This window comes from Vibrio sinensis (assembly GCF_003605645.1).
In the GTDB taxonomy this organism is placed as follows: domain Bacteria; phylum Pseudomonadota; class Gammaproteobacteria; order Enterobacterales; family Vibrionaceae; genus Vibrio; species Vibrio sinensis.
Genome location: NZ_QVMU01000010.1, coordinates 81,854 through 105,415, shown reverse-complemented (window position 1 = coordinate 105,415; position 23,562 = coordinate 81,854). Strand labels below are relative to the sequence as shown.

General features: G+C 42.7%; 21 protein-coding genes. 9 read left to right on the top strand and 12 right to left on the bottom strand.

All coding sequences use genetic code 11. The annotated features are described in order from the left end of the window. The first annotated feature begins 27 nt into the window (after positions 1-27). From rsmA to apaH, 3 genes are all read left to right on the top strand, one after another. A complete protein-coding gene (gene rsmA / locus DZ860_RS12505) occupies positions 28-834 on the top strand; it encodes a 16S rRNA (adenine(1518)-N(6)/adenine(1519)-N(6))-dimethyltransferase RsmA (protein ID WP_120031813.1) in 807 nt (268 codons plus the stop codon). 84 nt (positions 835-918) lie between these two features. Further along, positions 919-1,296: a Co2+/Mg2+ efflux facilitator ApaG/CorD gene (gene apaG, locus DZ860_RS12500; RefSeq protein WP_120031743.1), complete on the top strand. Its 378-nt coding sequence runs from the start codon at positions 919-921 to the stop codon at positions 1,294-1,296. Positions 1,297-1,319: 23 nt separating this feature from the next. Continuing rightward, complete coding sequence (gene apaH / locus DZ860_RS12495) at positions 1,320-2,129, top strand: bis(5'-nucleosyl)-tetraphosphatase (symmetrical) ApaH (protein WP_120031741.1); 810 nt, start codon at positions 1,320-1,322, stop codon at positions 2,127-2,129. Positions 2,130-2,192: 63 nt separating this feature from the next. Here the strand turns inward: apaH and folA are convergent, their stop codons facing one another. The 6 genes from folA to rplU all read right to left on the bottom strand — a co-directional run bounded on the left by folA (position 2,193) and on the right by rplU (position 6,191). Next, the gene (folA, locus tag DZ860_RS12490) at positions 2,193-2,672 is read right to left on the bottom strand and encodes a type 3 dihydrofolate reductase (RefSeq protein ID WP_120031740.1); all 480 of its coding nucleotides are present in this window, start codon (positions 2,670-2,672) and stop codon (positions 2,193-2,195) included. Positions 2,673-2,696: 24 nt separating this feature from the next. After that, positions 2,697-3,170, bottom strand: coding sequence for a threonine/serine exporter family protein (locus tag DZ860_RS12485; RefSeq protein ID WP_165862896.1), 474 nt, complete (start codon positions 3,168-3,170; stop codon positions 2,697-2,699). Beyond that, positions 3,170-3,970: a threonine/serine exporter family protein gene (locus DZ860_RS12480; protein WP_120031736.1), complete on the bottom strand. Its 801-nt coding sequence runs from the start codon at positions 3,968-3,970 to the stop codon at positions 3,170-3,172. Before DZ860_RS12480 ends, DZ860_RS12485 begins: the two co-directional genes overlap by 1 nt. 224 nt (positions 3,971-4,194) lie before the next feature. After that, on the bottom strand, positions 4,195-5,379 hold the full coding sequence (gene cgtA, locus DZ860_RS12475) for an Obg family GTPase CgtA (RefSeq protein ID WP_120031734.1): 1,185 nt from the start codon (positions 5,377-5,379) through the stop codon (positions 4,195-4,197). A 222-nt stretch (positions 5,380-5,601) separates the two neighbouring features. Then, positions 5,602-5,859: a 50S ribosomal protein L27 gene (gene rpmA / locus DZ860_RS12470; protein ID WP_120031732.1), complete on the bottom strand. Its 258-nt coding sequence runs from the start codon at positions 5,857-5,859 to the stop codon at positions 5,602-5,604. A 20-nt stretch (positions 5,860-5,879) separates the two neighbouring features. After that, a complete protein-coding gene (gene rplU / locus DZ860_RS12465) occupies positions 5,880-6,191 on the bottom strand; it encodes a 50S ribosomal protein L21 (protein ID WP_120031730.1) in 312 nt (103 codons plus the stop codon). Positions 6,192-6,460: 269 nt separating this feature from the next. On the opposite strand from rplU, the gene ispB reads away from it, so the two are divergent. Continuing rightward, positions 6,461-7,432: an octaprenyl diphosphate synthase gene (gene ispB, locus DZ860_RS12460; protein ID WP_120031728.1), complete on the top strand. Its 972-nt coding sequence runs from the start codon at positions 6,461-6,463 to the stop codon at positions 7,430-7,432. A 242-nt stretch (positions 7,433-7,674) separates the two neighbouring features. Here the strand turns inward: ispB and mdh are convergent, their stop codons facing one another. Beyond that, positions 7,675-8,610, bottom strand: coding sequence for a malate dehydrogenase (gene mdh, locus DZ860_RS12455; protein WP_120031726.1), 936 nt, complete (start codon positions 8,608-8,610; stop codon positions 7,675-7,677). Positions 8,611-8,935: 325 nt separating this feature from the next. On the opposite strand from mdh, the gene argR reads away from it, so the two are divergent. The 4 genes from argR (at position 8,936) to DZ860_RS12435 (ending at position 14,062) form a co-directional block, all read left to right on the top strand. Continuing rightward, the gene (argR, locus tag DZ860_RS12450; RefSeq protein ID WP_120031724.1) at positions 8,936-9,406 is read left to right on the top strand and encodes a transcriptional regulator ArgR; all 471 of its coding nucleotides are present in this window, start codon (positions 8,936-8,938) and stop codon (positions 9,404-9,406) included. Between the two features lie 329 nt (positions 9,407-9,735). Next, on the top strand, positions 9,736-10,704 hold the full coding sequence (locus tag DZ860_RS12445) for a TAXI family TRAP transporter solute-binding subunit (RefSeq protein WP_120031722.1): 969 nt from the start codon (positions 9,736-9,738) through the stop codon (positions 10,702-10,704). Positions 10,705-10,999: 295 nt separating this feature from the next. Beyond that, complete coding sequence (locus DZ860_RS12440; RefSeq protein WP_120031720.1) at positions 11,000-13,579, top strand: TRAP transporter permease; 2,580 nt, start codon at positions 11,000-11,002, stop codon at positions 13,577-13,579. Between the two features lie 45 nt (positions 13,580-13,624). Beyond that, positions 13,625-14,062, top strand: coding sequence for a universal stress protein (locus DZ860_RS12435; protein WP_120031718.1), 438 nt, complete (start codon positions 13,625-13,627; stop codon positions 14,060-14,062). A 61-nt stretch (positions 14,063-14,123) separates the two neighbouring features. Here DZ860_RS12435 and DZ860_RS12430 read toward each other — a convergent pair whose 3' ends face one another. Further along, positions 14,124-14,924: a glycosyl hydrolase 2 galactose-binding domain-containing protein gene (locus DZ860_RS12430; protein WP_120031717.1), complete on the bottom strand. Its 801-nt coding sequence runs from the start codon at positions 14,922-14,924 to the stop codon at positions 14,124-14,126. A gap of 116 nt (positions 14,925-15,040) precedes the next feature. After that, on the bottom strand, positions 15,041-15,460 hold the full coding sequence (rraB, locus tag DZ860_RS12425; protein ID WP_120031715.1) for a ribonuclease E inhibitor RraB: 420 nt from the start codon (positions 15,458-15,460) through the stop codon (positions 15,041-15,043). Positions 15,461-16,020: 560 nt separating this feature from the next. Here rraB and arcA point away from each other — a divergent pair. Continuing rightward, on the top strand, positions 16,021-17,241 hold the full coding sequence (gene arcA, locus DZ860_RS12420; protein ID WP_120031714.1) for an arginine deiminase: 1,221 nt from the start codon (positions 16,021-16,023) through the stop codon (positions 17,239-17,241). Positions 17,242-17,388: 147 nt separating this feature from the next. Here arcA and tldD read toward each other — a convergent pair whose 3' ends face one another. The 3 genes from tldD to DZ860_RS12405 are packed head-to-tail and all read right to left on the bottom strand — an operon-like array spanning position 17,389 to position 23,552. Further along, the gene (tldD, locus tag DZ860_RS12415; RefSeq protein ID WP_120031713.1) at positions 17,389-18,834 is read right to left on the bottom strand and encodes a metalloprotease TldD; all 1,446 of its coding nucleotides are present in this window, start codon (positions 18,832-18,834) and stop codon (positions 17,389-17,391) included. Positions 18,835-18,843: 9 nt separating this feature from the next. Next, positions 18,844-19,662, bottom strand: a complete 819-nt coding sequence (locus DZ860_RS12410; protein ID WP_120031712.1) for a carbon-nitrogen hydrolase family protein — start codon at positions 19,660-19,662, stop codon at positions 18,844-18,846. Between the two features lie 11 nt (positions 19,663-19,673). Further along, positions 19,674-23,552, bottom strand: coding sequence for a YhdP family protein (locus tag DZ860_RS12405; protein ID WP_120031711.1), 3,879 nt, complete (start codon positions 23,550-23,552; stop codon positions 19,674-19,676). Positions 23,553-23,562 lie beyond the last annotated feature (10 nt).

Below are 23,562 nucleotides of genomic sequence, written 5' to 3'. Positions count from 1 at the left end.
GTTGGGCTATTTAACTTTGAGAATATTATGAGAAATGATGTCCACTTAGGACACAAAGCGCGTAAGCGTTTTGGCCAAAACTTCTTACATGATCCCTATATTATTGATGGAATCGTCTCTGCAATTAACCCAAGACCAGGACAAAACCTCGTTGAGATTGGCCCGGGTTTGGGTGCGATCACTGAGCCTGTAGGCCGCGAAGTTGATAAGTTTACCGTTATTGAACTTGACCGAGATCTTGCAGAGCGTTTACGCAACCACCCTGAATTAGCAGACAAACTGACTATTCATGAGGGTGATGCTATGCGTTTCGATTTTTCTCAACTTGTAAAACCAAACAACAAGTTGCGAATCTTCGGTAATCTACCGTATAACATTTCAACGCCACTAATGTTCCACTTATTTGAGTTCCATAAAGACATCCAAGACATGCACTTTATGCTACAAAAAGAAGTGGTTAATCGTCTAGCGGCAGGCCCAGGCAGCAAAGCATATGGTCGTCTAACCGTTATGGCACAGTACTTTTGTAAAGTCGTACCGGTACTTGAAGTCCCACCAACTGCATTTATTCCGCCACCAAAAGTGGACTCTGCGGTTGTACGCCTAATGCCTTATGAAGAACTACCGTACCCTGCAACTGACATTAAATGGTTAGAGCGCGTGTGTCGTGAAGGCTTCAACCAGCGTCGTAAAACAGTAAGAAACTGTTTTAAAGCACTGATGAATGAAGAGACTTTAATCGAGCTTGGTATTAATCCAACGCTGCGTCCTGAAAACTTAACCTTGCAGCAATTTGTTGCTATGGCTAACTGGCTAGACGCTAACCACAAGTAACTCTTTCAACAATAGGTTTGCAGTTTCTTGGATTGCAAACCTATTATCATTGAATACCCCCTCTGACTTTACACAGGAGTTTACATGGATTCGAAGCCTTGTATCAAAGTTCAGGTCCACAGTAAGTACATCCCCGATCAATCCCAACCAAATGCAAACCGCTATGTGTTTGCTTATCTCGTGACAGTCAAAAATCTCAGTACTCAATCAGTACAGTTAATGAGTCGTAACTGGATCATCACAGATGCAAATGGCAAACAACTCACCATAGAAGGTGATGGTGTTGTTGGTCAACAACCTCTTATTCCTAGTCACGAAGAGTATACCTATAGCAGTGGTACTGCGATTGAAACTCCCGTTGGAGTCATGCAGGGGCATTACACACTTCTTGATGAACAAGGGAAAGAATTCACGGCAGAAATCGCTCCTTTTCGTTTAGCGATACCAAACATCTTAAACTGACCTTTATTTTATAGAGAGAAACCGTGTCTACTTACATTGTTGGTGATATTCAAGGCTGCTTAGATGAGCTTCTACAATTACTTGAGCGTGTCTCATTTTCCCCAGAAAATGATCAACTTTGGATTGCTGGAGATCTCGTTGCTCGCGGACCAAAATCATTGGAAACACTGCGTTATCTAAAGTCATTAGGTGACTGTGTTCAGGTTGTTTTAGGTAACCATGATCTCCACTTGTTAGCGGTTGGTCTTGGCTTTAAAAGTATTAAAGGTAAAGATAAAACCGCCCCGATTTTCGAAGCGATAGATCGTGACGAACTACTACAGTGGCTCCGCTCCCAACCTCTTCTTGCTGAACATCAAGAGTTCGTTATGTGCCATGCTGGTATTTCTCCTCAGTGGGATCTACTCACAGCAAGAGCGTGCGCCAAAGAAGTTGAGCTAGTGCTGCAAAGTGATCAATTTCCTTGGCTATTAGAAAATATGTACAGCAACACTCCGGACTACTGGAGCAATGATCTTTTAGGGATCGATCGACTTCGCTATATCATTAATGCCTACACCCGTATGCGATTTTGCTTTCTTGATGGCAGACTCGATATGGAGTGCAAACTGCCACCGGAAGAAGTGTCTGAACACGATCTCGTTCCATGGTTCAAGTTGGCGAATAGAGTCCAATTTGAAAAGCCGATTTTATTTGGTCACTGGGCTGCTTTACAGGGGCACATTGGAAATGAAATTATCGGCTTAGATACTGGCTGCGTCTGGGGTGGGCACTTAACCATGCTTCGTTGGGAAGATAAACAAGTCTTCACTCAATCCGCTTTAAAAGCGTAGATATTTACCTCGAGATTAAAACGAAAAAGCACTGCAATTGCAGTGCTTTTTTCGATTCAGCATTTATTTTTCTAAAATCGTGAATCGCATGTCGTATTGATTTTTATCATCAGCTTGATAAAACTCTGAGTAGGTTTCTTTGAAATCATCACTCCAAGCAGGAAATTGAGTATCACCATCAATATTCGCTTCAATATGCGTCACATAGAGTTTATTTGCGATTGGAAGACAAGCGGCGTAAATCGCGCCGCCGCCAATGATCATCACCTCATCTGCATCTCCGACTTCGAGTAACGCTTTATCGATAGAGGTGACTGTAACAACACCATCAATCAATAATGAAGCATCACGACTGATGACGATGTTTAAACGTCCAGGAAGAGGCCGACCAATAGATTCATAAGTTTTACGCCCCATCACAACAGGTTTTCCCATCGTGCAACGTTTAAACCATGCAAAGTCAGCAGGAAGATGCCAAGGCATTTGGTTATCTTTGCCAATGATTCGATTCGTTGCCATTGCGGCAATCATACTGATGATCATAGATTTCCTTTATTCATCTACACGTTAAACAATCGGTCTACGGCGATAGAATAACAGCCCCGGGACTGCTAATCCAACCGCCAATCCTGCAATAATAAACATTGCTTTAAGGAAGTTCTCCATGCAGGTGGCAATGAGTTCTGGTGAGTAACCGAGATGATTAATCTCTACCATGGCAATCATAGCTTTAAATGCGAAGACACCGGGCACCATCGGAATCAATGCAGCGACGGTAAATACTTTAGGGTGTGCCAATAGTTTATGTGACCAATGAACGCCGATCAATCCAACGATCGTCGCTGCAAAAAAAGAGGCCCATTCAATTGGAATACCAAAATGCAGCATCAAATAACGGCTCCCATGACCAATGGATCCTCCGAGAGCACAATAGATCAATGCGCGTTGTGGCACATTAAAAACCAGCGCGAAACCCACAGCTGGGATCGCAGCAAAAAGCATATCATTGAGTAATCCGAATAAAAGATCGATGCTATCCATTAGCTCATCCACCCCCAAATACCCGTCACCTGCATAGCCGCGACAATCCCAAGACAGGTCGCCAGCGTCAATAAGCTCGCCATCATGAAACGAGCAATACCCATATTGATATGCCCTTTCAACATATCTGCCACCGAGTTAATCAATGGAAAACCGGGAACTAACATTAATACGGACGATGCCATCACCACTGTTGGCAAGTTGCCAATCTCAAAAATCACAGCCTGAGCCGAAATTAATGTCGTCACAAACGCGGTCATCGCAAAGTTCAATAGCGGATTAAAATGCCGATGGCCAATTTCTTGCCTCACTATCATTCCAACTGCTGAAGCGATAAAGGTCATCCCAAAGACAGACCAATCACCACCGGCTAGATGGCTGAATGCCGCACAGGAAAGACCAATCATAAATACGACTAGCCAACGGTTATAGCGCTCAGGACTAATAGCATTTAGCTTTTTTTGTGCCATGACATGATCGAGCAAGCCTCGCTCCATCATGATACAGATACGTTGGATCTGAGTGATAGTCCGCATATTCAGCCCACGGTCAGCGCAACTTCGCGTCGTTGTAATGCAATGATCATCCATAACTGTTGTGATCACGAGGGCATTAGCTGACAGGGCGACTTCAACTTCTGAAACACCACATGCAATACCAATACGTCGCATAATATCGCATACCAATGTGCTTTCTGCTCCATGCGCTAATAACATCTGTCCAGCATGAGCGACCAACCTAGATATCGAGCGTTGTTTTAAAACAAGTTCCGATTCTGGAGGGACATATTCGAGTGTCATAGATACTTCCTAATTCCTTTTAACCCATATCTAATACCAATTCAGATAAGTAAATAGTCAGTGATTTTAATCAGAGAAACTAACCTGAGACTTATTTGGGTTGGTATAACTAATTGACTGATTGATCATCATATTGTGCCGCAATTTACCGCAGCAAAATATGATTTAGACACAAAAAAAGCCGCAATCGAAATTGCGGCTTCATAAACTTTTATCTCTGAGGATTACTCACGAACGTAAACAACGTGACCGTCATCTTCGTCGTCATCTTCATCATCCCAGTCGTCCCAGTCATCATCACCATCTTCAGTGATAACAGTTTTACCAGACATCGCATCTTTGTGGTAATCGTCCCACATAAAGTTAACTTTGTCTTCTTCTGCGACGACTTCTTCTTCACGAGGAAGCTGTTCCATAAACTCAGCAAGTTGGAAACAAAGTTCTTTAGTACCTTGTCGATTAATTGCTGAAATCTTGAAGAATTGCTCTTCCCAGCCAAGTGCGTCTAAGATGTCTTGAATAACAGCATCCGCATCTTCTTCTGGCATCAGGTCTACTTTGTTGAAGACCAACCAACGCGGTTTGTTTGCTAACTTCTCGCTGTATTGTTCAAGCTCATCAATGATCGTTAATGCATTTTGTACAGGATCAGATTGATCAACTGGCATAATGTCGATCATGTGAATAAGTACACGACAACGCTCAAGGTGCTTCAAGAAGCGAATACCTAGACCAGCACCATCAGCTGCGCCTTCGATAAGCCCTGGAATATCAGCAACAACAAAGCTTTTTCCTGGGACTACACTCACTACACCCAAGCTTGGGATTAAAGTAGTAAATGGGTAGTCAGCGACTTTTGGCTTCGCTGCAGAAACTGCACGAATGAATGTTGATTTACCAGCATTTGGTAAACCAAGCATGCCGACATCAGCCAACAACAAAAGCTCTAAACGCAATTCGCGAATTTCGCCTTTTGTACCTGGTGTCTTTTGACGTGGTGCACGGTTAACAGACGATTTAAAACGCGTGTTACCTAAACCATGCCAGCCACCTTTGGCCACCATCATTTTCTTGCCGTGTTCTGCAACTTCAGCAACAATTTCATTAGTGTGAATATCGACAGCACGAGTTCCCACAGGAACGCGCATAACCTTGTCTTTACCACGCTTACCAGTACAGTTACCACCGCGACCGTTTTCACCACGCTCCGCTTCGTAGAAGCGCTGAAAACGATAATCAATCAGTGTATTTAGGTTTTCATCAGCCTGAAGGTAAATGTCGCCGCCATCGCCGCCATCACCGCCATCAGGACCACCTTTAGTAATAAATTTCTCACGCCAGAAACTCACTACGCCGTTGCCGCCATCACCGGCTTGGACTTTAACTACCGCTTCATCAACGAATTTCATCTCTTACTCCGCATTTTTTGCGTTGCAATACCATGCTATAGCAATGATATAAATTCTAGCAGATCCCATTTGCAGATCGATCACCTTAGATCTTGGATCGCCCTACTTTGGTACAAATAACTAGTCACTTTCTTGTTAGAAAATATCTAATTATTTGCTCTAACCAACAATAAAAAACCCCGCCGAATCGGCAGGGCTTTTGAATTCAGCTAAAAGCGTAGATTATTCAGCAGCGATGCTTACAAATTTACGGTTTTTAGGACCTTTTACTTCAAACTTAACTTTACCGTCAGTTAGAGCAAATAGTGTGTGGTCTTTACCAAGGCCAACGTTGTTACCAGCGTGGAATTTAGTACCACGTTGACGAACGATGATGTTACCTGCAAGAACAGATTCACCACCGAAACGCTTAACACCTAGGCGTTTGCTTTCTGAATCGCGGCCGTTACGAGTAGAACCACCAGCTTTTTTGTGTGCCATTGTTAAACTCTCCTAATCGATTAAGCGTTGATACCAGTGATTTTCACTTCCGTGAACCACTGACGGTGACCTTGTTGTTTGCGAGAATGCTTACGACGACGGAACTTAACGATTTTAACTTTATCGCCACGACCGTGTTGTACAACTTCTGCTACAACTTTGCCGCCCTCAAGAAGAGGAGCGCCAACTTGAATGTCTTCGCCGTTGGCAATCATTAGAACTTTATCAAATTCTACAACTGCACCAGTTTCAACGTCTAATTTCTCTAAACGAAGAGTTTGACCTTCGCTTACACGGTGTTGTTTACCACCAGATTGGAAAACAGCGTACATATCTTACTCCGCTTTTTCCGCACAGCCTTATGCATATTTGAGCATCTCGGGTGTGCGCTAAACTAATCATCAATAGGGCGCAGATTCTACAGAAAGGGCGCGCCTATGACAAGCCATATTTTTAAAAAATTGGCGAAAAGGTAATCGCCAATCAAAAGTGCCGAGATCATGCCCGTTAACCATGTATTAATCAACGTTTTTTAGTGTATTATTCACCAATTAAAGTAGATGAAAATACCTTATAGGTACTAACCTCAGCCGGATTTACAATGGATTTTAAAGCTATCCAAGCGCTTACTGCCAATGACATGGCAAAAGTGAACGAAACAATTCAAGCTCAGCTTAACTCTGACGTGGCTCTAATTAACCAGCTCGGATTTTATATCGTTAGTAGCGGCGGTAAACGCCTGCGACCTTTATTGGCGATTTTATCTGCACGTGCGCTTGGTTATCAGGGAAATGAACACACGACAGCAGCAGCATTTATTGAGTTTATTCATACTGCCACTCTGCTACATGATGATGTGGTTGATGAGTCAGATATGCGTCGCGGAAAAGCAACCGCAAATGCCGCTTTTGGTAATGCTGCAAGCGTACTGGTCGGTGATTTTATCTACACTCGCTCATTTCAAATGATGACCGCGTTAGGTTCGATGAAAATCCTCGCTTTAATGAGTGATGCAGTTAACGTCATCGCTGAAGGTGAAGTGCAGCAATTAATGAATTGCAACGATGCCGATACGACCGAAGAAAGTTATATGGAAGTTATCTACTCTAAGACTGCACGACTATTTGAAGCTGCGACACAAGTCGGTGCTATTTTAAGCGATGCACCTCAAGAGATTGAAACTGCCCTTCAAAACTACGGTAAATATTTAGGTACGGCTTTTCAGTTAATTGATGATGTGATGGATTACACATCTGATGGTAAAGACATGGGTAAGAATGTTGGAGATGACCTTGCCGAGGGCAAACCAACCCTACCTCTGCTTTATGCGATGAAGCACGGTACAGAAGAGCAAGCTCTACTGATTCGCGAAGCTATCGAGAAATCTAATGGGATGGAACACCTAGACGAGATTCTCGAGATCATGAATCAAACTGGCTCACTTGAATATACACGCCAGAAAGCGCTTGAAGAAGCCGATAAAGCGATTGCTGAATTAGCTGTCTTACCTGAGTCTGAATACAAACAAGCACTTGAAGTCATCGCCCACTTATCTGTAAACCGCTCCAAGTAGCTTCAAGTAAAATCTCTTTAATTAAATCCGCATAAGGCAAATCATCGATTTGCCTTTATTTTTATCTATTGAAACACAAACTGATCTCTGAAGCCTCATCGATCATCATCTGGATCTTTAGCTCATCACCCGCCAAAACGATCCTCCTTAAAGATCCCGAAAAATATTTTTTGCTGTTTTCTTTATTAGTAAGATCAAAAAAGCCGACACTAGGCCGGCTTCTATTTATAACGTAGGGTAGATTACTTAACGAAATCAATACCTGTTTGAATGTCACCATTCAATGTTTCAAGCATGCCATCAAGAGCTGCTTTCTCGTAATCACTTAATGCACCATAGCTTAGGATCTCTTCGACACCCTCTTTACCCAGCTTCACTGGTTGAGCAAAGAATTGAGCGTGTTCACCTTCGCCTTCAACGTAAGCACATTCAACTACACCCTCACCACCTTGTAGCGCTTTCACTAAAGAAAGGCCAAAACGGCATGCAGCTTGACCCATTGATAGGGTTGCAGAACCGCCACCAGCTTTAGCTTCAACAACTTCTGTACCCGCATTTTGGATGCGTTTAGTAAGTGCTTCAACTTCTTCAGCACTGAACTCAACACCCTCAACTTGTGAAAGTAGCGGTAAAATTGTCACACCTGAGTGGCCACCGATAACAGGAACACGAACATCACCAGGATCTTTGTCTTTCAAAGCAGCAACGAATGTTTCAGAACGAATCACGTCAAGCGTCGTTACACCGAACAATTTACGCTTATCGTATACACCCGCTTTCTTCAATACTTCTGCTGCAATTGGCACAGTCGTATTTACTGGGTTAGTAATGATACCAACACAAGCTTTAGGACATACTACTGCGATTTTCTCTGCCAATGACTTAACAATACCAGCATTAACATTGAAAAGATCCGCACGATCCATTCCAGGTTTACGAGCGACACCTGCAGAAACCAAAACAACATCAGCGCCTTCTAGCGCTGGCGTCGGATCTTCACCGGCGTAACCTTTGATCGAAACTGGAGTTGGGATATGGCTAAGATCCGCAGCAACACCTGGAGTTACAGGTGCAATATCATAAAGGGCTAAATCAGAACCTGCAGGAAGACGGTTTTTTAGTAGTAAAGCTAAGGCTTGGCCGATGCCTCCAGCGGCACCAATAACAGCTACTTTCATCGAAATTCTCCTTGAGAGTAATTCTCTATTTATAAGTGTTTTGTAGGGTAATTTGTAATCAACGCTAGCTAAACGCTATAGGAATCACAAGCTGATTACAATAAATTAACGCCAGCTTTGCGAGGTCACGCAAAGCGAACTTTTCGTGCTACATGATTCGAGCGATTATGACGTTAATTATCATAAATGACAAAGAGTTAAGTTATTTTTATTCATGATATTTACAGTGATGAGGTAAACATTATTTCGTAATAGCATTGGCAGAAAGTGCATAGCTATGCGAGACTATGCATGATTTATTTAACCATCGGTCGAAAGAGAACCCATGCGCCACTCAGAAAAACAAGATAACCTAGTCCGTGCGTTTAAAGCGCTGCTTAAAGAAGAGCGATTTGGATCTCAAGGCGATATTGTGGACGCCTTGAGAAATGAAGGTTTCGAAAATATCAACCAATCGAAAGTTTCTCGCATGCTCACCAAATTTGGAGCCGTGAGAACTCGCAATGCGAAAATGGAGATGGTTTACTGTCTGCCAGCCGAGCTAGGTGTTCCAACCGTTTCGAGTTCACTAAGAGAATTAGTGCTCGATGTCGACTATAACAACGCACTTGTCGTTATTCATACTGGTCCAGGAGCAGCACAACTAATTGCTCGCTTACTCGATTCATTAGGTAAATCAGAAGGGATACTTGGTGTTGTTGCGGGTGACGATACTATCTTTATCACTCCTACACTTGTCATTTCTACAGAACAGTTATTCCAATCTGTTTGTGAACTATTCGACTATGCAGGCTAATCCTTAGCTTCTGCTGACCCTCTTTTAAAATCACACCTAAGGGTGTGATTTTCATCACATCTTAACAACAATTAGTCCAACTCAATATATTTCATAACTTACTGATTTTTAAAGCTTAAGCATATAGATAACTATGTGAACCATTGGTTCCAATATAGATTCTTTTGCTATTTTTTGTAACTAGAGTGTTATTATATATCGATTTTTTGGTATTATTCAGCCACTTTCTCAACATACGGATTGAGAAAGATGCCGTTTCCAATCAAAGGAAACTCCCAAGCAACTCTACTTGCTCTTGGGTAAATAATGAATATAAGGAAGGAACATTCATGGCATTAAACAAACTTATTAAGTTAGGTGCTATTGCAGCTACAGTAGTGGGTGCAGGTACAGTTAACGCACAAGAATTCGTTACAATTGGCACAGGTTCCGTCACTGGTGTTTATTACCCAACCGGCGGTGCTATTTGTAAATTGGTCAACAAAGGTCGAAAAGCTCACGACATTCGCTGTTCAGTAGAATCGACTGGTGGTTCTATTTATAACGTCAATACAATGAGAGCCGGCGAACTCGATTTCGGTATCGTGCAATCTGATTGGCAGTATCACGGCTACAACGGTACGAGTAAGTTTGCAGACCAAGGCCCTTATAAAAAGCTACGCGCGATGTTCTCTCTTCACACAGAACCGTTCAACATCATCGCTCGTGCTGATTCAGGTATTGAAAACGTAAGCGATCTTGCTGGTAAGCGCGTCAATATCGGTAACCCAGGTTCAGGTGACCGTGCAACGATGAGTGTTGTCATGGACAAGATGGGCTGGACCAACGACAGCTTTAAGCTTGCATCAGAGCTAAAAGGTTCAGAACGCTCTCAAGCACTTTGTGACAACAAAATCGATGCGTTCATCTATATGGTTGGTCATCCAAATGGTTCAATCAAAGAAGCTACAACGTCTTGTGATGCAAAACTTGTTTCTGCAACAGGCCCTCAGATTGATGAGATCGTATCAGCAAACCCATACTACGCATACTCAAGCGTACCTGCTGGTATGTATCGCGGTACAGACAAAGACGTCAATAGCTTTGGTGTAGCAGCAACAATGGTTACCACCACTGATGTTTCTGATGAAGTGGCTTACAACGTGGCTAAAGCCGTGTTCGAAAACTTTGACACATTCAAGCGTCTGCACCCTGCATTCGCTAACCTGAAAAAAGAAGATATGGTGAAAGCTGGCCTTTCTATCCCTCTTCACCCAGGTGCTGAAAAATACTACAAAGAAGTCGGTCTTCTTAAATAGTCTCTACATTAAAGGAGGCTTCGGCCTCCTTGTTCAATGAAGCAATTGTCCGGTGGAACTAATGTTCATTGAGAGTCATGTTCAGTGAAACTCATACTCAGTGAAATCATAATTCAAGCAATTTTCCTCCATTGAACACTCTTTTTGATGTTTCACATTGAAACTCACGCCCTCATTTCTATCTATTCAAATTCAAGCAACTGAGCATAATTTCGCCTATTCACTAAACTGAAAAGTGAAAATTATTGGTTCCAACGAAAATATTTAATGAACCCATTCTAATAAGGACACGTACATGACGCAGACCACTACACCGTCTAAAGATGTGCAAGATATGGTAGCCCAAGCCGACACAGGAGCCAGAGCGCCCCTAGGGATACCAGGACGAATTCTATGGTTTGTTCCTCTTTGTTGGTCACTATTCCAACTATGGTATGCCTCCCCTCTACCTTTTATCTTTGATTTTGGCGTACTTAACGATACTCAAGCTCGCTCTATCCACTTAACTTTTGCTGTCTTTCTTGCTTTCACTGCTTACCCAGCAATGAAAAACTCTCCACGAGATCGCATCCCTGTTATGGATTGGATTTTAGCGCTCGCAGGTAGCTTTGCCGCTGCGTATATTTTTCTCTTTTACTCTGAGTTAGCCTCGCGATCGGGTGCTCCAACCACAATGGACGTTGTCGTTTCCGTTGTCGGAATGGTTTTGCTGTTAGAAGCAACTCGTCGTGCTCTCGGTCCACCACTGATGGTGGTGGCAGGTGTATTCTTACTCTATACCTTTGCTGGCCCGCATATGCCGGATGTTATTGCGCACAAAGGCGCAAGTTTAAATAAAGCAATGTCGCACCTATGGTTGACAACGGAAGGGGTCTTTGGTGTCGCGCTCGGTGTTTCAACCTCATTTGTTTTTCTGTTTGTTCTATTTGGTGCCATGCTTGAACGTGCCGGCGCCGGCGCCTATTTCATTAAAGTCGCATTCTCGCTACTTGGTCACATGAAAGGTGGCCCAGCAAAAGCCGCGGTCGTTGCTTCGGGTCTTTCAGGACTAGTTTCTGGCTCTTCCATTGCCAATGTCGTCACCACGGGTACTTTTACTATCCCACTAATGAAACGAGTTGGTTTTCCCGGCACAAAAGCAGGTGCTGTGGAAGTTGCCGCATCAACCAACGGACAATTAACGCCTCCAATTATGGGTGCCGCTGCTTTCCTTATGGTTGAGTACGTGGGTATTTCTTATGTTGAAGTTATCAAAGCCGCATTATTACCCGCTTTAATTTCTTACATCGCTTTAATTTATATTGTTCACTTAGAAGCTTGTAAAGCCGGTATGACAGGGCTTCCTCGCCGCCATACTCCAACACTATTACATAGCCTACTCTCGTTTACTGGCACTATTTTAGGTATCTGCATCTTAAGTGCTGTCGTTTATTACGGCATAGGTTGGACTAAAGATGTCTTTGGTGCTGCGGCAACACCTATTGTCATGGTTGTTTTGCTAATGGCCTATATCGCTCTCATTCGAGTTTCGGCCAATCACACCAAAGATGGTTCAATAGAAATTGATGCTGAATTAACTGAAGTGCCAGATCCCGGCCCGACAATTAAATCAGGATTACACTTCCTTTTACCTATCGTTGTATTGGTTTGGTGTTTAACTGTCGAACGTTTCTCTCCAGGGCTGTCTGCATTTTGGGCCACTGTGTTTATGATTTTCATACTGTTAACACAACGCCCACTCATCGCCCTAATGTCAAGAAGTGGTGATATTGGCCAGCAGACAAAAAATGGTTTTGTCGATCTTGCAGAGAGTCTCGTTTCTGGTGCTCGTAACATGATCGGGATAGGTGTTGCTACGGCTGCTGCTGGTATTGTTGTCGGTGTGGTTACACTCACAGGGATTGGTCTCGTCATGACCGATTTCGTCGAGTTCATCTCAGGAGGCAACATCATCTTGATGCTGATCTTCACCGCTGTGATCAGCTTGATCTTAGGTATGGGCTTGCCGACAACAGCAAACTACATCGTTGTATCAACCTTGATGGCTCCCGTGATTGTGACTTTGGGTGCTCAACATGGTTTGATCATTCCACTGATTGCGGTCCACTTATTCGTCTTCTACTTTGGTATTCTTGCTGATGATACACCTCCAGTAGGTTTAGCCGCTTTTGCTGCTGCTGCGATCGCAAAATCCGATCCCATAAGGACTGGTATTCAAGGTTTTACCTACGATATTCGGACCGCTATTTTGCCATTCATGTTCATCTTCAATACTCAGTTATTATTAATGGGCATCGATACATGGTGGCACTTATTCCTAACTGTATTTTCTTCCATCGTTGCTATGTTGATATTTTCAGCGGCAACACAAGGGTGGTGGCTAACTCGCAATAAGTGGTGGGAAACCATACTACTGCTGGTTCTCACGTTCTCATTTTTCCGCCCAGGATTTTGGTGGGACATGATTTACCCAGCTAAAGTGTTGTCACCTGGCGTTGAAATAGCGCAAATCACTCAAACTCTTGATGTAGGCCAAGCTCTTGAACTTAGAGTGTCAGGAGAAAACCTTGAAGGTGATATTGTAGGAAAAACGGTTCGTCTACCGTTTGATGACGATGCAAAAACTGCTGATGAGCGTCTTTCATCTATGGGACTCATGCTGACTGAAAATGAAGGCACTATGATGGTCGATATGGTCGAATTTGGCAGCCCCGCAGAAGCGGCTGGGATTGATTTTGATTGGGAAATTAAATGGATTATCCAAGATGCTGAGCGCCCAATGAAAGAATGGGTATTTGTTCCATGCTTGATTATTTTAGCGGGCATGGCGATGAACCAAAAACGACGCGCTCGCAAAGAGCATTTGAGCGCCTAATTGATTTGGCCCTCAAACACGGGGGCCTATGTGAGTGAGATAATAATGTATAAACAAATTCTTGTTCCCGTCGATTTAAACGATCAGGGCTTTTCCGACAAAGCCGTTGAACTAGCGATATGGCAGGCAAAACATTCAAATGCTGAAATACACCTTTTGACGGTAGTACCAGGCATTCATATGTCTATGGTAGCCAGTTACTTCCCTAAAGACGCTGCAAAAAAAATGAAACTTGAGGTGGAGCAGCTACTTAAACAATTTGCCTCTCAACATATTGATGACCAAGTTGTTTACAAAGTGCATGTTGCTGAGGGTAAAACTTATTCAACGATACTTGAATATGCCGAAAAGCTCGGTGTAGACCTTATTGTGATACCAAGTCATAAACGTTCCAAACTCAACAAAGTCATGCTGGGGTCTGTCGCGAGTAAGGTTGTAGAAAATTCAACGATCAATGTCTTAGTGGTAAAACCTCAAGGTTAACGGGTCAGCGTTAGTAAAAAGGCACTCGATGAGTGCCTTTTTTACATCATTAAGGAAAATTTTAAGCTGGATAATGAGACACACATAAAGATTCGCTTAAACCAATATTAAATGCTCGATACTGACCATCTAACGAAATCTCTAAAGAATAGAGATCACTTTGTTTTGGATTGGCTGAGTCTGCATAAATCGGTGCTTCTATTTGAAATAGTGCACTAACAGATTGCGCTCTAACATCAATTGGAAGCTGATAAGTCATACCATTAAACTTCACCATTGCTGAGACTAAACCAGGAGCATAAGTCTTGTAGTAAAGCTCAACCAAAAACTCACAGCCACCTCCGTGATGCCATATCTGTTCCGTGGTGATGTGCTCTAAACGTGTATGTCGAATAAATTGCAGCAAAGGAACTTGCCACACCCCCATTCTCTTATCGTGAGATTGAATGTATGGCTCTCCTAATGGACAAATTACTGGCTCACTTTCTTCGACCAACCAGTCATCATCTTCATTGAGAAACAGGATCTCAAAACGGTTTCGGCCAAGTTGTAAATAGGGACGAATATCCTTACGGTAGGTTGTTTGTGTACCATCACAATCAAAAACAGCCACTCCGTTAACTCGTACCTCAGCGTAATAATGAATACCCGCCAAAATCAAATCAACACAAGGGTAACTTAGCATTGCTTCATCAACGTCAATGTCATGCATTAAATGCCATTCTTGCTCAATGACAGACGCTTCAGATAAGTGATCAGGTAGGACGCTACTTAGAGCGGCAGGAAAGGTAATATCGTCCTGAGGAACGGACAAATCGGTGAGTGGTGATAACTGCCAAAGACCTGCGAGAGATAATTCCATGTCTTATAAACTTGCGCTAGATCAAAAATTAGCTCAAGTATAAAGAATAGAAACGCATATAGAAACAAAAATACCAGCCGTATGGCTGGTATTTTTATCATGAGAAAACGGGTTAATTACTCGTCTTCGTCTTCATCGTCTTCTTCTGGGTAGAGAGCATCTTCACCTTCGTAGTAAGTGCCCCAACCATCATAAATAATGTCGAATTTTTCAGCTAGATTAACTAGCTTTTCAACTTGCACATCGATCGCTTCTGGATTCAGAGTCGATTGCATCGTTGCATCACAGCAAAGTAGCACTTTACCGTCTTCGTCTTCAGTCTCTTCAGCTTCTAAAACTTCAAAACCCATCTTAAATGCTTCAACAACCGCTTTTTCTAGCTTATTAAAATCTTCAGCAAATAAGTGATGCTCGATTTCATACAAAGCATCTGGATCACTGCCATCTTCTAATAGTGCTTGAATAATATCGCGAGTCTCTTCTTTTTGAATCTCAATAAACTCTTCAACAGACAAGTATTCATCTTCGTGAGACATAGTTGTGCTCCAGATAGTCATAAAATTGAACATAATTAATAGTGGCGAAATATCGCATGGATCAAGAAAAAATACTACCTAGAATCGCTTTTGATGCGGATCTTTATCCCGTGCGTTAAGATCAAAAAAACAAGTCGCATCGTGAGTACAATATTTTAACAAATTCACCAAATTATCTAACTTTAGCATTATATTCCGCTGCCATTATTGTCAGCGATACTACTATTATGCGTTTTTATCTCTGATTCACGCATATTTTTTGTTTTTAAAAAATGCATACAACTACGCTATTTATACTCATGATATCGATATATTGATTTTTTATGCTGAAAAAACACTCAAGATTACATTTGTAAGATTTCGCTTTTTCGCATAGTCACTCAAACAACTCACCACAATAGGAAAGTTCTAAAACATCGATTAGCCAGTGTTAAATTTAAAATATCAGCATATATCGCTAATAAGAACAGACAAAACAGACCATGAGGCTGTTTTAGCGGCTTGCATCTTAACCTGAAGATTGTCATAACTATGCTCAGGAAAAAATGTAAGGATACAAAATGAGTAAGTTGTACGTAGGCTCAGAAGTTGGCCAATTGAGACGTGTGTTATTAAATCGCCCAGAACGCGCACTCACCCACCTCACCCCTTCAAATTGCCACGAATTACTGTTTGATGATGTATTGGCAGTTGAAGCCGCGGGTGAAGAACACGATGTTTTTGCCAATACACTCAGATCGCAAGATGTTGAGGTATTGCTGTTGCACGATCTGTTAGTTGAAACACTTGCCGTTCCACCAGCTCGTGAGTGGCTACTCAATACGCAAATCTCAGACTTTCGTTACGGCCCCACATTTGCTCGAGATTTTCGTCACTACTTATCAGAAATGGATAATGAACACCTTGCGACCATTTTTCTTGGTGGCTTAGCCTATTCAGAGCTCCCTATAAAGACATCATCTATCTTACCGAAAATGCATAGTAGATTGGACTTTGTAATAGAGCCACTACCTAACCATCTATTTACTCGTGATACTTCATGTTGGGTTTACGGTGGTGTTTCTCTAAATCCGATGATGATGCCAGCACGCCAAAGAGAGACCAATCATTTACGTGCAATTTATCATTGGCATCCGGTATTTGCTGGACAAGATTTTATTAAATATTTCGGTGATGAAGATTTGCATTACGACAACGCTAACATTGAAGGCGGGGACGTATTGGTTATTGGCAACGGTGCCGTTTTAGTCGGTATGTCGGAACGTACGACAGTACAAGGCGTTGAAAACCTTGCGGCTCAATTATTCAAACACCAGCAAGCGACCGAAGTTATCGCAATTAACCTACCAAAACATCGTTCTTGCATGCATTTAGATACGGTCATGACTCATATGGATATTGATACTTTTTCTGTATATCCAGAAATTATGCGTGATGACTTAGAAACTTGGCGACTAACGCCAAATGGTCAAGGATGTATGAATGTTGATCAAGTACCTAGTTATAAACACGCGATTGAAGAAGCGTTAAATTTAGATGCACTAAAAATTATTACGACGGGTGGTGATAGCTACGAAGCCGAGCGGGAACAGTGGAATGACGCCAATAATGTATTAACCGTTAAACCCGGGGTAGTGATCAGTTATGAACGTAATGTCTATACCAATGAGAAATACGATAAAGCCGGAATAGAAGTTCTCACGATACCAGGTAATGAACTAGGTCGAGGTCGAGGGGGGGCACGCTGTATGAGTTGCCCAATCGAGCGAGATAGCATTTAGACTGACGATTCAGGTTACTCATTATTTAATAACCGTACATGCCGAATAGCCTATCTATGGCGGAAAATGACAAATAAAAAAGCGACGTTTTAGCGTCGCTTTTTATTTAATGCTACTGTATGTATTAGAAATACATAACTATTAAAACTATTCAGTACCACCAACGGTAATGGAATCAAGCTTCAACGTAGGCTGGCCAACACCAACAGGAACGCTTTGACCCGCTTTACCACAGACGCCAACACCACGGTCAATACTCAAATCATTACCAACCATAGAAACTTGTTGCATCGCTTCGATACCAGAGCCAACCAAGGTTGCCCCTTTCACTGGACGAGTGATTTTCCCATCTTCAATCAAGTAAGCTTCTGACGTTGAGAATACAAACTTGCCCGATGTAATATCCACTTGGCCACCACCAAAGTTTGGTGCATATAGCCCTTTCTTAACGGTTGAAATGATCTCTTCTGGTGTATGTTCACCCGGCAGCATATAAGTATTGGTCATACGTGGCATTGGCAAATGCGCATAAGACTCACGACGACCATTACCTGTAGGTGCAACGCCCATTAAACGAGCATTGAGTTTATCCTGCATGTAGCCTTTCAATACGCCATTTTCAATCAAGGTATTGTATTGACCAGCAACGCCTTCATCATCAATGTTTAATGAACCACGAAGATCTTTTAACGTACCATCATCCACAATCGTACAATGCTTAGAGGTGACTTGCTGGCCGATTTTGCCACTAAAGACCGAGGATTCTTTGCGGTTGAAATCCCCCTCTAGGCCATGCCCCACCGCCTCATGTAACAAGACACCAGGCCAACCAGAACCAAGAACAACTGGCATTGTACCTGCCGGTGCTGCATCGGCTTCTAGGTTCACAAGTGCCATTCGGATTGCTTCATCTGCGAATTGGTAAGCAATTTGGTTGCCATTGTCTTGCGATAAGAAGAAATCGTAGCTGAAACGGCCACCGCCGCCTGAACTACCACGCTCACGACGATCGCCACGTTGAGCAAGTACACTGATCGATAATCGAACTAATGGGCGAATATCACCGGCATACGTTCCGTCAGTTGCTGCTACAAGCATTTGCTCATGAACACCACTTAAACTAATCGAGACTTCTTTGATCAATGGCTCTTTGGTACGGATGTAAGCATCTAGCTCTTTAAGCAAAGTTGTTTTTTGTTCTTTTTCCCAACTTTCTAATGGGTTAACTGCTGCATAGTTATTTTGGTTGTCTGTTCGTTTAAACGCTTGAACTCGACCATTTTGTCCTTGCTGAGCAATACCTCGAGCGGCAATAGCACTTTGCTTAAGCCCCTCAAGCTGAATTTGGTCTGAATATGCAAAACCGGTTTTTTCACCAGTAACAGCGCGAACACCAACACCACAATCAATGTTAAATGAGCCATCTTTAATGATGCTATCTTCCAGAACTAGCGACTCGTGCCAGCTAGATTGAAAATAGATATCGGCATAATCAATCTGGCGCGTAGCGATACTTGCTAGAGTGTCAGCAATATCTTGCTCGGTCAGTCCAGCAGGCGTTAGCAATGCATCTTCTACATGGTTTATTGTCATACTTCGCTCTTAATTCTTTAATTGATTGTTGAATCGGCTATGTTGTAATACTGGCATTGCGACACGTAACTCATCGACTTGAGATACATTAATATCGACTAATAGATTCGCAGTTTGATCGGTTAAACTTGCCACCACTTTTCCCCATGGTGATACGACCATGGAATGACCCCAAGTTTGTCGTCCGCAAGGGTGTGTGCCAACTTGATTAACAGCGACGACCCAAGATTGCGTTTCTATAGCACGAGCTTTTAACAGAGTTTCCCAGTGGGCTCGCCCAGTCACCGCTGTAAATGCAGCTGGAACTAATAACACATTCGCTCCTAGCTGAGCCAATTCAGTATACAGCGACGGAAAGCGGACATCATAGCAGATACTTAATCCAAGGTGCGCAAACGGCGTCGAAACCGTGACGATTTGAGCCCCAGCGGTAAATGTTTCTGACTCACGATAACGTCGATGTCCATCGGCAACATCCACATCAAACATATGCAATTTAGCATAATGGCTTGCTAGCTTACCATTATGGTCAAAAACAATAGTGGTTGTCTCGACTCCTCGAGAGGTACGAATAGGCATACTGCCTATCACAACCCAAACGGAAAACTGCTTCGCCAATGACGCAACTTCGGCTTGCAGTGGGCCATCATCTAATGCCTCTGCATAATGATAATAGTCAGCGCGAGAGCCAAACACCAATGCATTCTCTGGTGAAATGATGAGTTGTGCTCCCTCACGCGCTAACTGGCCAATTTGCGTCGCCATATAACGGAGGTTTTCCTCAGCATTTGGCCCCGAAGTCATTTGAATCAGTCCCATTTGAGCCATATCAGTACTCCTTACTTCGCTAGCTCTCGTAATTTTTTCGGTAATTTAAACTCACCTTTACTCCGTGAAAGTTCTTTAACGACAGGGGCATCAATTGGCCCTTTCACTTCATAAGTTACTTGAGTGAATACTTCCACAACAGGGGCGATAACGGTCGTAATCGCAAGCACATACAAGGCGGTTTGAGGGGTCACAGCAAATGCTGTAAGCACTGGAATACCTGATGTAATATCTGGTACAAAATTAACTTCAGCATCAATAAGGCGAGAGTTTAAGTTAACCAACCCCTTTATGGTCATCTCCCCTGCCACTGCATCCATGGTGATATCATTAGTGAGGAATATGCCATTTTTAATCTCACCCGTACCCTCAATAGAGTTGAAAGCCATTCCTTTATCAAAAACATCACTAAAGTCGAGCTGCATTTTACGAATAATTGAATCAAGACTAAACAGACCAAGTAAGCGCGCTGCTCCACTTACATCCGAAATGACACCTTTACCAAATTTCGAATCAACATCGCCATGCAAGCTATCCACTTTCATCGACCAAGGAGCACCATCCCACTCAAGAGCGGATGTAATATCAAACGATGCTTTTTGGATCCCCGATGAAATACCAAACCTTTCCATCACTTCGCTATTGTCATCACCTTGTAAGGTAATATTCAGTTTAGTATGACTACTCTTTTCATCTAATGTCCAAGAACCATTCATATCGACATGACTGCTGCCACTTTTTACTGACAGTTTTTTCCACTCTAGCGTGTTACCTTTACGTTGAAGGTCAAGGTGGGTTTCTCCAACCTTGTAGCCTTGAATCCAAAAGTCATCGATGGTTAACGTTAGATTTGGAACATATTCATGAATAGAACGATCTAAATTAGAGATCAGCGGTAAACTTTGATCATCCGCTTTAAATAACGTCTTACTGCTATCACTGGTTACCTTATCCAGCGCAGGAACATAAACATGTAAACGATCCAACGCAACGGTAAGATCATATGGCTCAATATAACTCGCCTCTCCCTTAGCTTCCTGACTGTCCAGTGTCATGTACCAACCAAGATTTTTGCGCTTAGCGTCAAACACTACATCATTCCAATCAACACTTGCCACTGTCAGCTCTTTTACATCGAGATCAACACGTTGCGGCATAGGAATTGTCGGCATGTTAGAAGCGTAAATTGTTCCTTTCTCTGCGGGCTCGGTTTTAAAGAGCAATTCAAACCAGTCATCTAAGTTTAGTTTATCACTGCGAATTTGTGCGTAATGTCCAACGACTGGGCTAATTTTATAACTGCCTTTTCCTAGGACTAAGTTCGTAGCAGAAATTACCGGTGTCTTGGAAGCAATGTTAATCTCAGCTTGATATTTTAAGTTAGGCAACTGCAACCGAGCAGAGATAGTTTGCTGATTCCCAGAAGCCTGCAAACGAGCCTTTCCAGCCTCTTTAAGTTGTTTATTAAGAGGGTAAGGATATTGGCTGCTTACCATGGTTAGATCAGCACTACTATCAATTTGGTAAGTAAATCCGACATCATTAAGCTGGATATCGACATCCGTTCGCCAAGGTGCATGCCCTTTCAAAGGGTTAAGCCATTTTTTACCAACATAAGGTTCCAAGGGTTTTAAATCCCAATCACCGACAACATCAATGTTAACTGCATAGCCTTGACCCGCATTTTCACCATTAAAATCAACAGAAACCGACTGTTCAAGCAACTGCGCGGCTAAGCCAGCAGCACTAACGACGTCATTATCGAATTTAATTCGCCCCGAAACAGATTCCAATGTCATTGGTGGGGTATCAATCGTCACCAGACTATTATTGAGATCGGCGTAGCCCCATGCTCGAGTATCATAGTCACTAAAGGGAATATCTAACTGAAAGCTCGAGGTCACTTTTCCCGCAACTTGCACTGTGGTTAATGCAGCACCTACCGAGTCAACCAATGGCGATGCCATCATATAGTCTCGAACCGCATTCCCTTGTCCTGACACTTTCGCTTCAATTTCCAAGTGACCATTTTCTGCTAACTCTGGAATTCGACCGGTAATTCGCTGTGCTTGCATACCTTTCAACGTCGCATGACTGGAATCTAAATACATGGCGTCATTTTGAAATAACAAGTCTAACTGCAAATCTGTAATCGGTGGCCAAGCGGTATCAAAACTAAATTTGGCATCTTTTAGACCAACCCAAGCTTGGAACATTCCATCATTATTCTTATAAGGGAAATTACCCAACTCTCCATACCACAGTAGTTTCGCGGTATTCACTTTCCCGCCTTGAATGGCAGTAGAGAGGTAATCGGTTAAGTCCAAACCTAATGCTAACGTTGGCAAATAGCGCCACGTTTCACCAGCATTGTAGAGATCTGCTTCCGCGTAGAAAGAGAGGAATGGGCTTTTATCTTTGGGAAAATCTAAACGGAAAGCACCTAATACTTGAAGATCTGGAGTGGCCGCCGTTACTTTATCTGACCATAATGAAAAGCCTTGCTCACCATTATTTTGCCAAACAATGTCCACTTCGCTTTGGCGGATATTCAGCGGTGCTTGAAACACATCGCCATAAGGCAATTGGTCATCAATCAAGGTGACTTTGGCTTTCGCTTGATTCAAATCACCCGCAACTGAAGCACTTAATTTATGGACTTCGGGCAATAAGTCCCACTGGTTCACTCGACCATTAGTTAGTGACGCGGAATAACGCAATGAATCGAAACTGTCTCCCATAGAAACGCGAATATCTTCAACTAAGCCACCCATTTTTAGGTTTTCTAACGTCGATGACAATGATGAAGACTGAGGAGAAAGCTTCAACAGCGGCACAATGGTTTCGAGCTCTAGTTGTGACACATTCAAGCGCCACAACTTTGGCTGCCAATCTAGCGATATATCTAGCTCTGGCCATTCATCGCTGTCAGTTCGTAGCTTTAGGGAACGCCCGTTGATCTGCCACCCTTTCTCGGTCGGTTCTAAATCGAATACACCAGATTCAAGCATCAAACTGTGTTGGTGAGCATCTTGCCAAATCAATTCTGATGGTTCTAATTTTACATAGGCATTGATCGGCTTACTGTGCTCTAAAGTGACCCAGCTATTTAGGCTAATCTGTCCATGTTCAATACCCGTTTCGGCCTGCAAATAAGAGGTCAACCAAGGAGTAACACGAATATTTTCTGCTGAAAGGTAAAACTCACCAGAAACGTCCGTTAATGAACCATGATCAACAAAATCGGCGACGACCCCTAACGAACTTAGCGAGGTCCCCGCGAAACTCACATTCCCTTCGGCTTTATGACGATTACCCTGGTTCTTCCAACGCAATTTTTGAATATCGAGCTGACGCTCTACACCATCAAGAGCGATAAAACGAATATCTGAATCGAGAAGAGAGAATTCATCAAGTTGACGTAGGAGCAATTGATCTAATTGCTGAACGAGCTGCTTTTGCTCTCCTGCATGAGAAGATTCGCTGGGTGTTGATTCTATTGCTGCCCAATCAATCGCTCTAAGATCCAACTTCAAATCATGAATATTAAGATCAGTAATAACGGGCTGTAATTGAATTAAGGATTGAAACAGATCAAATTCAACTTCGACTTTCTGAGTCGAAAAATGAATATCACTGTCTTGAGGTGTTTTTGCTTGAACATCCAACAACTGAATCGATGGATGCGTGTTGCGCCAAAAACCACTAATTTGGCCAATTTCAAACTCTATACCTGTGCTCTTTGCCACCCATTGAGTTATTTCCGTTTGGAACTGATCAAGGCGAGGCAAAGTTGCACGAAGTACCGTCACTGTGATTGCCAAGATGACAATCACAGTTAACGTTAACCAAAGAAAAAATTTAACTAAGCGATTTACCGTAGAATTCACAAATGCCCTA